This is a genomic window from Halorussus salilacus, from assembly GCF_024138125.1.
In the GTDB taxonomy this organism is placed as follows: Archaea; Halobacteriota; Halobacteria; order Halobacteriales; family Haladaptataceae; genus Halorussus; species Halorussus salilacus.
This window is the reverse complement of the sequence record NZ_CP099993.1, coordinates 386439-398306: the sequence shown is the minus strand read 5'-3', so window position 1 is coordinate 398306 and position 11868 is coordinate 386439. Positions and strand designations below refer to the sequence as shown.

11 protein-coding genes and 1 pseudogene are annotated in these 11868 nt (G+C 53.2%); 5 read left to right on the top strand and 7 right to left on the bottom strand.

Going from position 1 to position 11868, the window contains the following annotated elements:
* Nucleotides 1-42: 42 nt before the first annotated feature.
* The 3 genes and pseudogenes from NGM10_RS02010 to NGM10_RS02000 form a co-directional block, all read right to left on the bottom strand.
* Complete coding sequence (locus NGM10_RS02010) at nt 43-495, bottom strand: hypothetical protein (RefSeq protein WP_253481263.1); 453 nt, start codon at nt 493-495, stop codon at nt 43-45.
* A gap of 21 nt (nt 496-516) precedes the next feature.
* Nucleotides 517-910: pseudogene (locus NGM10_RS02005) on the bottom strand (transposase domain-containing protein).
* A gap of 109 nt (nt 911-1019) precedes the next feature.
* Nucleotides 1020-1295, bottom strand: coding sequence for a hypothetical protein (locus tag NGM10_RS02000; RefSeq protein WP_253481262.1), 276 nt, complete (start codon nt 1293-1295; stop codon nt 1020-1022).
* Between the two features lie 115 nt (nt 1296-1410).
* Between NGM10_RS02000 and NGM10_RS01995 the strand changes: the two genes are divergently transcribed.
* Entirely contained in the window at nt 1411-3609 is a 2199-nt protein-coding gene (locus NGM10_RS01995) for a queuine tRNA-ribosyltransferase tRNA-guanine transglycosylase (protein ID WP_253481260.1), read from the top strand.
* A 2-nt stretch (nt 3610-3611) separates the two neighbouring features.
* Nucleotides 3612-4322 carry a hypothetical protein gene (locus tag NGM10_RS01990; RefSeq protein ID WP_253481258.1) on the top strand — a complete coding sequence of 237 codons (711 nt, stop codon included), beginning with the start codon at nt 3612-3614 and terminating at the stop codon, nt 4320-4322.
* Nucleotides 4323-4362: 40 nt separating this feature from the next.
* Here the strand turns inward: NGM10_RS01990 and NGM10_RS01985 are convergent, their stop codons facing one another.
* The 3 genes from NGM10_RS01985 to NGM10_RS01975 form a co-directional block, all read right to left on the bottom strand.
* Nucleotides 4363-5157 (bottom strand): hypothetical protein, encoded by a 795-nt coding sequence (locus tag NGM10_RS01985; protein WP_253481256.1) that lies wholly within the window; start codon nt 5155-5157, stop codon nt 4363-4365.
* 124 nt (nt 5158-5281) lie between these two features.
* Nucleotides 5282-5959, bottom strand: a complete 678-nt coding sequence (locus NGM10_RS01980) for a hypothetical protein (protein WP_253481254.1) — start codon at nt 5957-5959, stop codon at nt 5282-5284.
* A 79-nt stretch (nt 5960-6038) separates the two neighbouring features.
* Entirely contained in the window at nt 6039-7748 is a 1710-nt protein-coding gene (locus tag NGM10_RS01975; protein ID WP_253481251.1) for a DUF262 domain-containing protein, read from the bottom strand.
* Between the two features lie 215 nt (nt 7749-7963).
* Between NGM10_RS01975 and NGM10_RS01970 the strand changes: the two genes are divergently transcribed.
* From NGM10_RS01970 to NGM10_RS01960, 3 genes are read left to right on the top strand one after another with little or no spacing between them, the layout of a single operon-like run.
* A complete protein-coding gene (locus NGM10_RS01970) occupies nt 7964-9004 on the top strand; it encodes a tRNA-guanine transglycosylase (protein ID WP_253481248.1) in 1041 nt (346 codons plus the stop codon).
* The gene (locus NGM10_RS01965; RefSeq protein WP_253481245.1) at nt 9001-9888 is read left to right on the top strand and encodes a hypothetical protein; all 888 of its coding nucleotides are present in this window, start codon (nt 9001-9003) and stop codon (nt 9886-9888) included. Before NGM10_RS01970 ends, NGM10_RS01965 begins: the two co-directional genes overlap by 4 nt.
* On the top strand, nt 9885-11048 hold the full coding sequence (locus NGM10_RS01960) for a BREX system ATP-binding domain-containing protein (RefSeq protein WP_253481243.1): 1164 nt from the start codon (nt 9885-9887) through the stop codon (nt 11046-11048). Before NGM10_RS01965 ends, NGM10_RS01960 begins: the two co-directional genes overlap by 4 nt.
* Before the next feature lie 48 nt (nt 11049-11096).
* On the opposite strand, the gene NGM10_RS01955 is transcribed toward NGM10_RS01960, so the two are convergent.
* Complete coding sequence (locus NGM10_RS01955; RefSeq protein ID WP_253481240.1) at nt 11097-11732, bottom strand: transcription initiation factor IIB family protein; 636 nt, start codon at nt 11730-11732, stop codon at nt 11097-11099.
* Nucleotides 11733-11868: the final 136 nt, after the last annotated feature.

Sequence of the window (11868 nt, the reverse complement as noted above, 5' to 3'; positions counted from 1 at the left end):
CCGCTGGACGACCGATAGTCCATAATCTTACAGAAGTATCTATTAAAATTTTAAATCAGCATCGTCAATTGCATCATCAACCAACTCCCACGTTCGACGGTGGATTGCGCGGTCGCGTTCGACGTCCGGCAACGGCGTCTCGCCGAGTTCGTCGTTGGCCTGGGCCGCTGCTGTCTGCCGGGCGTCCTCAATGACCTCGACCGAGTTCTGGACGTGTTCTACGAGGTGGAGTGCCAGTTCACCGAGTACCGTGACATGGTACGGGTCCTGCTGGTCGCCGGTCCGGACAACAAGGTCGGTATCGACCAGGGTATCAACGTGGGTCTGGACGCCGCTCCGGGACAGGTTGAGGACCGTCGCCACCCTGGTCAACGCGTAGTTCTGGTTGATGCCTCGAAGAATTGCCATTCTGTGAGGATGAGCTACTCCACGGCATAGGGTTGCAACGAGGTCGTCCGTCGACATGTGGATGTCCGCCGGGTCATCTTCGCTCATAGACCGGATTGCTGGCATTGTTCAGATTAGCTGATTCCATGCGAAGGCGAAGGTTTGCAACCAGTTTTCGGCGGAGCGGTGCGTTGCGTGGCGGAAATGATTGGCGAACTGATTGGTGCGGCGTTTTAACTCTTTGAAGACACGTTCAACGCTATTCCGGTGTCCATGAGTGATATGCTGAAATTGGAGATTTTGCTCTCGGCTGTAAATCGGCTTTCTGCACCCAATTATGGATAGTGGTGCGACACCGTTCGACACCGAATTTCTCTAAGACCGAAACAGTATCGGCGAGTGATAATCCCGCCGCATGCAGGTGGATACCGAGCTTCATCAGTGGCTCCGGTGTCGCTTCTCGCTCCACAAACTCTAACTCGATCCAGTCACTACATTCGTTGAGGCGGTCGAATTCGGGCATAGAACACTACGAATTCTACCGCATCATCCTTCAACGCTTATCTGAACAGTGCCGTTCGTTACTGGGACGTATCAAAAGGGAACGGCTATTGTATTCTCTGGAAGCGGGTTTACTCGCACCAACATCGTGCTCGTTCCCAGCCGTCGTCATTCACATCGATTTTGCATGTGAACCCATCTCCTTCGGGAAACATGATAAAGCGATCCTCCGTGTGGTTCTCTACGCGGTCGACATCCTCGACGGTCCAGTCAGCGTCTTCTCGGTCATCACCGTCCCACACGTAGTAGGTGTCGTCGTCAGCAATTTCAAAATCCAATACACCAGAATCGCTCCCCAGAATCCGTTCGACGTTGGTGAGTGTCGTCCCAGGTGAAACTCGTTCCATGTGAAAGAGACGGCCATCAGCGACAATATGTGTAACGGTACCAACGTCTGTGGACAGCGCAGACCTTGATATTGATATAGGAGAACGCGTTACCCCGATGTGGTGATCGATATACGTGCGCTTCTATGTTCCTGAGTGGGATGATAACGTCGATGCGAATTACGATTTTCTGCATGACGAACACTCTACGTTAGCGAAAACAGAGCGGGAGCTCCAGTACATCTGGGACATCTTTGACTACGACACGACGCCGATTGATGGAGTCCTCATCTCCCGCGAACAGGTCGAAGAAAGCAACACCAAGCTTGACAACCTCACGACCTATGGTGTCTACCATCCTGAGTCACGCTTGCATCTGCCGGATTGGTTGCCAACGATCAGCGACTGTGGTGCGTGGGGGTACAAGTCTCTCCCGTTTCCGCCGTACGGAAATCAGGAGATGCTCGACTTCTACGAGCAGATGGATGTGACGGTAGGCGTCACGATCGACCATCTCGTACTTGGCTCCGGCCAAGAAGGTCGCCTCTACCTCGACAAGCGAGCGTTCAAGCGGAGTGGGTTTACCCCATCGGACATCCCCGAGACGATAGCTGACAACGTCGATGTCATGGTCGATGAGTGGCCCACGGACTGGCCAGAATACGTCACGGAGTATGACGAAACGATTTATGGGGAGACTTCACCGATTCCATTCGAGCGAGCTGATTTCGAGGGATCACTATCTGGGGTACTTACCCGATTCGCTGATGATCCGCGTGCGGTCTACCGCGAGAACGACACCCAGTTCCGGTACGACTTGACGTTGGAGAATGCTGCAGAGATGAAGGCGTTGTACGATGCGAAGGACTATTCGTTCCGGTTGATGGTCGCCGTCCAAGGCTGGGATGCGGATTCCTATGCACGGGCGACACAGGACGTGCTCGACCATGGCTATCAGTACCTCGGAATCGGTGGCGTTGCGGGAAGTCCGGTCGATGACGTACGTGACATCGTTACGGCTGTCGGAAATACGGTCAAGACGCACGAACGGGCAGAGACAATGCGAGTCGATACACACGTCTTCGGGTTCGCCAAGACGGACGCGTTCGATACCGTGGGCCAGGCCGGAATGGCGAGCTTCGATAGTGCGAGTATGCTCCGTGCAGCATGGACCGGCGGCGACAACTATCACCTCAGTAGTGACCGGCGGTACGACGCGATTCGGGTCCGGTTCGGGACGACCAGGGATACGCTCGAAGAGAGCATCGAGAAGGCACTTCACGGTCAAGAATTGCTTCACGCGCTACGGGCATTCGATAATGGCGAATCAATTGCTGACGCGATACGCGAGTGGTATGCAACTGCCACAGTTGCGCTTGATGGCCTCCCCCCATACTTAGAAGCCAACCACCTCGATGAGAAGTACGACCAGCGACTCCTTAGGGACGTCGAGCAACAGTTTCGGGACGATTACGAGTACAGCCGAGCGCTCCGTGCCAATTTCAGTCGAACGTTCCGGCGACAAGTCGTCAAACATCTCCGCGACAACGGCACAGACGCGACGCTTGACGAGTACGAATCACTCGTTGAAACTGCACGAAATATCTTCGAAACCAAGTTCCCACAGACCCTCGACGCGGTCGAAGCACTCGAAGACCGCGAGGACGAAGTCGCTACCTTCGCCCAGATTCAACGGGTCGTCGAAGACTACGTGACGGCCGACGTAATCGACGATGAAGAGTATCTCGAAGCCTACGAAGACCTTCTCCGCGTCAAACCGTGGCGAGAGTGCGACTGCCCAATCTGCGAGGACTTAGGTATCGAAGTTGCGGTGTTCCGGGCCAACAACCGGAATCGGCGACGTGGATTCCACAACATGAGGCGATTCTATGATGAATTCGAGGAAGACCTCCCGAAACTCCTCGTTGCAACACCGGCGACTGAAGAACTCACACAGGTCGAAACCGTTGAGGACTACCTCGGTGGTGAATGTCCAGACCTCTGGGAGCAGATTTATGATCTCCCTGTGGCCGAAATTGGGACGCTTGATAACGGCGGACTCTACGAATGGTGGACCGATGCTCCCTCCGCCGTGGCGACTGACGCAATGGCAGGCCCCGTCTCTGAGTTCTGCGTCCGGTACGATGACCTCTACCTATACGATCCAGACGGTGACGTGTCCCAGCAGACAGTCCAGGAAATCGAAGACGCGAATTGCACGGTTCATATCTACGACTCCGGTGACGACGTTCGAGCGGCCGTTCTCGACCGGCTGGACTACGATAACGAGTTCGTCCCGAAACGCCCCGTCCAAATCGAACTGGGAGACTTCTAACGATGCGGATACTCGTCATCGACCAATGTTCGAAGCAAAAGGAGTACCCCGACAACGTGTCGCCACTCGGGACCGACGTTCTCGATGCCCACTCGTTGGACGAACTCCAGGCTCGTGATGATACACCTGCTATCGAAGCTCGTGAACTCTACACGGGACGGCAACAGCGGAAGATCACCGAGGGGATACGGATGCTGGAGCAGGGGGGTCACGAAGTCGAGCGGTACTTCATCAGTGCCGGATTCGGATTTGTTGAAGACACCGAACGCCTCCCGCCGTACGACGTGACATTCGCGGAGATGTCTGACGCAGAGATTGACGAGCGAGCCGAGCAACTCGGAATTGCCGACGATGTGCAGGCATTCCTCGAAACGGAACTACCCTACGATATAGTGTATTTCGCGCTTGGAAAGGACTATTACCGCAGTATCAATCTCGAAGCGACGCTCCGACGAGTGCCCGACGAGTCGATTGGGCTTGTCTTCAATCAAGACGATGACGTAGAGCAATTCTCGAACGTCGTGTCGTTATCGGCGAGGAATGAGGAGGCGAAGCAGTTCGAAACAATAGTGGTTGCGTTGAAGGGAGAGTATCTAAAGAATCTAGCACGTAGTCTAGCTAGATCCCAACCCGTGCCAAATAAAAGTGAGATAGTTGATTACTGCACTTCTAAAAAGTCATCTCAAGTCGGATTTACGAACTTCAATGAGTAGAGGCTACACGAATTTAATTTCAACTCTTGTTTTTTAAGTACTAAAATTTAGGCTTAATATTCTCTTGGATGCTATCCAACTGTTCCTGACGCCGGATCTGAAAGGCCTCAAATGCCTCTTTCTCAATGTCAATGCATGTGTACCGAGCCGCTGTGCCAAAAACGCGCTCTGCCGCTATAGCAGCGGGTGCAGTCCCTGCACAAGGGACGACGAGATGGTCTCCTTCAGTGAGAAGACCTTCAATCCATTTCTTATATGGCTTTATTGGTTTTACACTCCCCCAGCCGAATTTATCATGTTGCCTGTGGGCTATTTGCCGAGCAGATGTTGAGGACTTCCGGTCTGTACTTCCTTTGTGTGCAAAAACAACAGGATACCCACCGTTAGTAAAATATTCTCCTGCAGTACTTCTATCCGGTCTTTTGGTACTTTTTGCAATGTACGTAACTCCACCAATTCGCCGATATCCACCCCCTTTGTAATCTTCTACTACGTCTCCCCACTCTCTGACAAGATACTCAATAAGTCGAGGCAAGAGCCAGTCGTCAGCATCTGCTATTAACCAGCCGCCTTCTGTAAGGGCCTCCCAACAAGCGTCAAGAATCTCAATTGTCGTTGTTGATTCGTCTGATGCCCGTTGGCTCTCCGATTCTGAAAATCGATGGGTAGGATACATAACACCGAATTGATTAGCCCGTTGCGGTCTTGCCCATGCATCGTCAAGACAAATGAGATCAGCAGGTGATTCTATATTTCGAAGCTCTTCAACTGCATCGCCGATGATATACCGGCGGCCAGACCCAATATTATGAACGTTACGATTCTTATCGGTCATATATCGTAATTAGATGCGATTGTAAGACCATCTTCAGGGTTCATACCTGAATCTTGTGCTTCTCTGTATTAATCACACGCTGTTTTGGCTAATTCTCATCATCCCACTTCGGCAAAACAGTCAGCTAGTTCGACTCATTTTGAGAAGAAGGCCAATTAGGGTGATAGTGAGGCCGGAGTTGCTCATGAAGGAACTCCCCTTTCTTCGTAAGGGACATTTTCTCATGTTTGTCAATCTTTGCTAAACCGACCTTTTGGAGCCATTGAAAATGAACCTGTGCCTTCTTTTTCTTAGTGCTAATACTATTATATTTCTTATACTCTGTGAGGTGGCTAAGCCGAGTATAGAATTCTTCTGCCCGCGATTCTGTCTCTTTGGTCGAAACAGAGGTGGTTGCTAACTGATTTATCGCTCCAAGCATTGGGACCCAGTCATTATTAAAAAGAAGATATTTCCAGACTCTGGCCTCGCTACCTGAGAGATCCTGTTTTATTCCTACTGAGGCCGAATCACCAATGGTCATTTGATGCGGTGTGCTGTATTTTTCTGCTAACCATTCTCCCAAGGGAAGTAAGCCAGTCTTTTTATCGAGAACTTCTATTTTTCCTAGAAAATTGAGGGTTTGCTTGACTTTGGTTTTTGTACTCCGTTGGATGAGCCCCTCACGAATGTCGGGGAAGGATTCCCTCGGATGATTGTAGGTGAAACGAACTAACTCGCAAGCATATGGTAAATCTCTCCAAGTTGGTTGAATACTATCAATATGAGGGGAAGAAGGACTAGTTGGATCCGGTATAGGCATAGATGAATCACGATATACTTAGTACATAAAACCATTCATTGGAGAGCAAAGTTCGGAGACCAGACATTCCACAATCCCCTTATTTGATAGCCCAGATTTTGACAGCGATATCCGCAAGCTCCTCGGTGCGCTCCTCTATCTTTTCGGTAGACCAGCTCTCGTAGTCGCAGATTGCCTGCGTCATCTCGAAGTCTGAGGTCCGGTATTCACGCTTCTTTTCCTCGAACGGATTCGTTCCAGCTCGGGCGTTGTGCCGACTCTCCAAGAGCGTCAGATTCCCGAGTCTGTCTTTGTACTGCTCGAAGGTACTTTCGTCTGCATCGAGGTAGGTTTCCCACGAAGTGTACTTCTTCGCGGAGAAGGCTTTGTCCGGGGCGATATGCTCGATATCCACGATAGAACGGTCCGCCACTTGTTTCCCCTCACCGGAGGGCATGAAGTGGCGGCGTTCGAGCGTATCGAGAAGGTACTTGGTACGTGCGTTTCGAGGCAGATCTTTGCTGACCAAACTGGACCGGAATTCGGCGTCGGTCGGTCCCTCGCTGGCGAGTGTGTCCCGAATTTCTCCGACCGGGTCGTCTTCATCGAAGGCGTTCGAGCAGAGCGAGGAGAAGATTTTGTCCAACCGCGACCCGCTTACGTACCCTGCGACTTGCCAGCGGAGCATGAACTTCTCGACAATGCGCAACACCTCCAGAATATCATTGGCGTCGAGTTCGTCGAAGGATCGGAGCAGGAGTGGACGGGTGTTTATCGAATTGATTGCATCGAGGTTCTCCAGACGCTGATTAATCTGGCGTTGCGTCTTTGCGCTCCCCACGCTGTCCACCTGTCCCTGCGTCAACTCGACGTACAGAGTCGCCTTGTCGACCATCCCATCGATGTAGTCACTTAACGAGGTGTTCTCCGTAGGAAGCTTCTCGGTAACGATCTCCCGGAAGATATCGTACAATTTGTACGAACTGACGGAAGAATCGTAGTCGGGTTCCGGAGCCGCCATGATGTAGTCCCGGAAGAACCGATCCGGGTCGTTAATCTCACGGACGACCGTTTCGAGAATCGTCTCCCATTGTCCTTTGATGTAGTCGTAGTCGGCAGACCCGGAATCCGAGGCGACTTGAAGCAGGAAATTCTTCATGAGATCGACCGCAGACAATTCGAGGCCGCGGTTGTTCAGCGTCTCGAACAACCGGAAAGCGGACTGCTCGCTATCACAGTCGATGATGACGAGCGTCATCGAACTCAAGAGTCGCTTGCGGAGTTCGTCGACTTCTTCTAAGTCACAGTCCGCTATTTTCTTTCGGAAGAATTCGACAGCATTCTCCAGTTGTTCGTTATCGACACCGGAGGTACGGCCTTCGAGGATGGCTTGGTAATCCTCGTTATCGAACTTACTGAGGGTCAGTTTGGGGAACTGGTTGTTATCCAGATCTCGCTCGGCCAAGTAATCGTCTTTGATTGTTTCAGCATGATTATTTTGGTCGCCCTCCTCTAGGTACCGCTCGCGCATCACGCTCAGCAGAATTGTGATCGTGGTCAGGCGCTGTTGGCCGTCGACGAGTTCGCGCCAATTGAGACTGTCAATCGGAGAGTGCTGAATAACGACGATTGAACCCAAAAAGTGAGTGTCACCCTCTTCTAGACTGTTCAAGTCGCTCCAGAAGGCCTCCCATTGGTCTTCATCCCACGAGTACCGGCGCTGATAATCCGGTACCTCGTATCGGTTATTATCGATGAGAACGCTGTCTACGGTGCTTTCCGTTGCAGATATGTTAAGATTACTACCCATATTTGAGCTATTGGTTATGTGTAACTGGGATAGTATTCATACCTGAAATATGTACCGTAATGGTGCTAAGGCCTCTCGTACTATCCAGTATCCATTTTGCCACGGTTCTTCACGAATGGGCCGTCATCCCGTAGTTCCAAAACAGACGATATCACACATATCATTGCGTGTCAATAGCACTCAAATAGGCGGCGACCGAACCCGAGCGGGAGGCTATGCTGTACAGACAACGAACACTCGACCTCCCACATGGGGATGTAGAGACGCCGATTTTACTCCCGGTCCGGAACGTGGGGAAACGGTCGAGCGACAACACCCCGGAGTACGTCGGAACCATCCCGGATCTTCCGACTGCAATGATCAACGCCCGGTCGATTTACCAACGAGCACCGATGTGGGAGCGACTTCAAGAGGGGGTGACACTCCGCGAGGAGATGGAGGTCCCAGAGGATACTATCGTGTTCGCGGATAGCGGTGGTCTCGATTTCGACCCAACCGGTCCCGACATCACACCGGCAGAGATGCTGTCGATTCAGAGACATTTGGATGCAGATATTTACGGCACAATTGATATTCCGCTTTCGCGTGAAAACTGGGTAGAAGAGAATCACCGACGGGTACGCCAAAATATCGAATACGCAATTCAGACGAGCGAGAAGCACCGCGAAGACGATGCCAGCCTGCTGTTTGCGAGTGTCCACGGTTACGACCCTGAAACAGTTCGCAACAACATCCAGCACTTAGAACAGCGAGGGGACTTTGACGGGTATGCCCTCGGGAGCCTCTCACTTATTCGCACCGACTACAAAAAGACCACGAGGTTGATTCTCGCGGCCCGGCGGGCGACGGACAAACACCTACATGTGTACGGACTCGGGGGCATCACCTATCTCCCACTTCTGTTATATCTCGGTGTCGATAGCTTTGATTCGTCAGCCTTCATCCGGAACGCAGGGAATCGGAACTATCTGTTACCCGGGTTTGGAGGAAAAGAGCTTCACAACATCGATCACCTCGACTATCTCCCATGTCCGTGCCCCGTCTGTGGGACGCGAACGCTCGATGAGATACGGGTAGACCGCAATCTCCTGGTGCGACATAACCTCTGGTCGATGGTGACCGAACTCCGCCGGTTCCGATACATTGCCGCTTCTGACAAAGACGTTGAAGCGTACCTTGATCTTCGGTTCCAGGATAACGAAGTAACACAGCGGGCGTATCGCGCCGCAAAACAGCAGGTGAGACGCCTCGTATGACCGACGAACGACCCACGATTCGACCGGTGACGCTCCCACGACTCGTCGAACTCGTGTACCTCTGCGACGGGACCTGCCAGCAAACCGCAGATATCGAGGAGGCACTCGATGTGACTCATCGGCGGGCGCGGGAGACAATTCTTGAAGGTCTCCGTATCAACCTCATAGTGGAATCTGACGAGGATACGTACGAAACATCGACCAGCGGTCGGCAGTTGCTTGATGCCGTACGCAGTGAATCGTGGAGTGACGTGAGCCAGGTCCTCGAGACACAAAGCCCCCACTATGGGGCCTTTCTCGACGTACTCGACGAACAGGGTTCCGTATCGTTAAATAATCTCCTCGCTCATCTTGCAGAATCAGCAGATGAAACGCCGTACACGTATAACCAAGCTAGCGTCGAGGTGGTCGGTGACTGGGCCGAGCGTCTCGGGGCGGTTCAGCGACATGCATTTACGGGCGATTACTACCGCGTCGAACACGATACGGTCCCCACGAACTTTCAACAGGTCCTGCTTGAGGAGTACGACCGGCTCGAAGAGACGACCGGTGTGAATCTTCGACAGCGCTATCTTTCGATTCCGCAACTCCGCGAGCAGGGGTGTGAACGGCTCCGCTGTACGCGCACGGCGTTCGATGCGGGACTTTTGTCGCTCTGTCGGCAGAACGTTGGGAAACTCGAATTGTCGGGCGCACCGCTCGATACAACTGCGAAGGACGCTGCGTTGGGAATCAAGCAGATTCAACTCATAGAGGGTCCGCGACTCGTCTCAACCTCCCAGTCGACGGAGCGAGTCATGCAAGGGATAGAACAGTTCGATAAACAGTACTACTACCTCGCGGTTCACGATCACAAACTCACGTTCACGTCCGAAGAACAATGACTCAACACGGTTTCACGATTAGCGACCAGAAACGCGACTACTCACGATTCGGCCTCGAAGAGAACCCGTTCCCGTACAGTCCCGTCCCAGACGATGAGCCGGACATCTACTGTGGCCAGGAGCACGTCACGGAAGCCGTGAGCGATACAGTCTCAACGGTCCTTTCGACGGGAAAATCAAAGCATCTCGTCGTCACCGGCAAGTACGGCAATGGAAAGTCGCACACGCTGAAGTACACCCGGTCGCTACTGCGTGATCGAGAGGATGTCGTCGTCGGCTACGTAGCACAGCCGGGCACCGGCTTTCTCGATATCTACCACGAGTTCATGGCCGATCTCGGGTTCGATTATGTCCAACAGGTCGCCTACGAACTCCTAGCCGATGTTGCCCGTAACGAAACTGAATACAACCCGATCGGCAGCGCGGCAATCAAGTCGCTCATCGATGAGGGCGAGATACTTCTCTCCGAACTCGTCCCACCGGCCATCAAGCGACTGAGTGAAACCGCAAAATTTGCGGACTTCGCACGGGCGGTCGTTCACTTAGTTTACGAGGACACGAACCTCTACGCATGGCAGTGGTTGACCGCAGAAGGAATTCGCTACGAACAGCGAAAGGAGCTCGAAATCCATAGCGCGCTCGATGACGACACGATGGCCGTTCGAGCGTTCACCTCGATGAAGAATCTCCTCATCGAACTCGGCTACGATGCCGTGTTCGTCTTCATCGACGAGTTCGAGAGCATCGCGCGCCTCTCGACCAAGGACGAACAGACGACTCTGAACAGCCTTCGCCACCTCATGGACCAGAATAACTCCGGACTCTGTCTCCTCTTCGGATGCGCCCCCGAGGTCTGGCAAGACGTGATGAGCGAATATCACGCCTTTAGTGAGCGCATCGGTCGGGAAGTCGCACTTCAGCCCTTGACGGCCGAGCAGGTGTACGAATTGGTCGAGCAGTACCTAAACCCAGTACGGAACAGCGGGAAGCAGGGGATTGCCCCATTTACGAAGGAGACCCTTGAGTTCGTCCTGCAACAGTCACAGGGGAATATACGGCAGGTACTCGCTATCTGTAGCCGTATTTTAGATGCTGCTCTGAGGCAGGAGCAGAAAACAATCGGGGTTGCGGTGGCAGAGGACGTTATCGAGTCGGTATAGTACAGTATTCGTACGCCCTTCTAGGACCGAATTACTGAGTCCTCCCTTTTACGAACCCCTGTTCAGAAACGTCTTGTAGTGGCGAGAGATGGTGGCTTCGTCGACATCGGTTGCAGTAGCCACATCACTCTGCGTAATCGAAACCTCTTCAACATGTGACGCGGCGTACAGTGCGCTCGCCGCCAGCACGCGTGCACTCGTATTCGGTTTCTGGCTAAACGTCTTGTCGATGAGGTGGTGGGCCATCGACTGGAGGTTGGCGGTGTGCTGGTAGTCAAGGCCAGTTTCAGCGTGGAGGGCCTGAGCGAACCGCGGGAGATAGTCGACCGCGTCGGGACGGAACTTAGTGACGTACGTCTGTCCGACGACGAGCCTGTGGCCCTTGTGTACATCATTCGTGTTACAACCGACCTCGTTCGCCACCTCGCGGGGAGTTTGCGGTATGCTATTGAGGTAGGCCGCGGTGTAGACGGAACCTGCAACGACCAGTTCGATGCTTCGACCGTGAAGGTGGTTCTCCTCAACTGTAGCGACGTAGAAGAGCCGACTCGCTTCTTCTCGGGTGCACTTCGGAAGGTCGAGGGCCGCCGTCACCCGTCTAATCTCGCTGTTTCCGAGTTGTAGGGACTCGTCCTGACTGTTCGTCGACCACCATTGCTGGGCGCGTTCGAGATCGGGGTCCACTGTACCTTGGGGTGCTTCGTACGCGGGGGCAATTGACGAACCGAGCCCACGGTCGTGGCGAGTCCACGTCGTCGTGGATCGGGCCTTCGACCCATCTCCTTCCGCGTTCACGCGGGTGTAACGCGTACGCGAAATG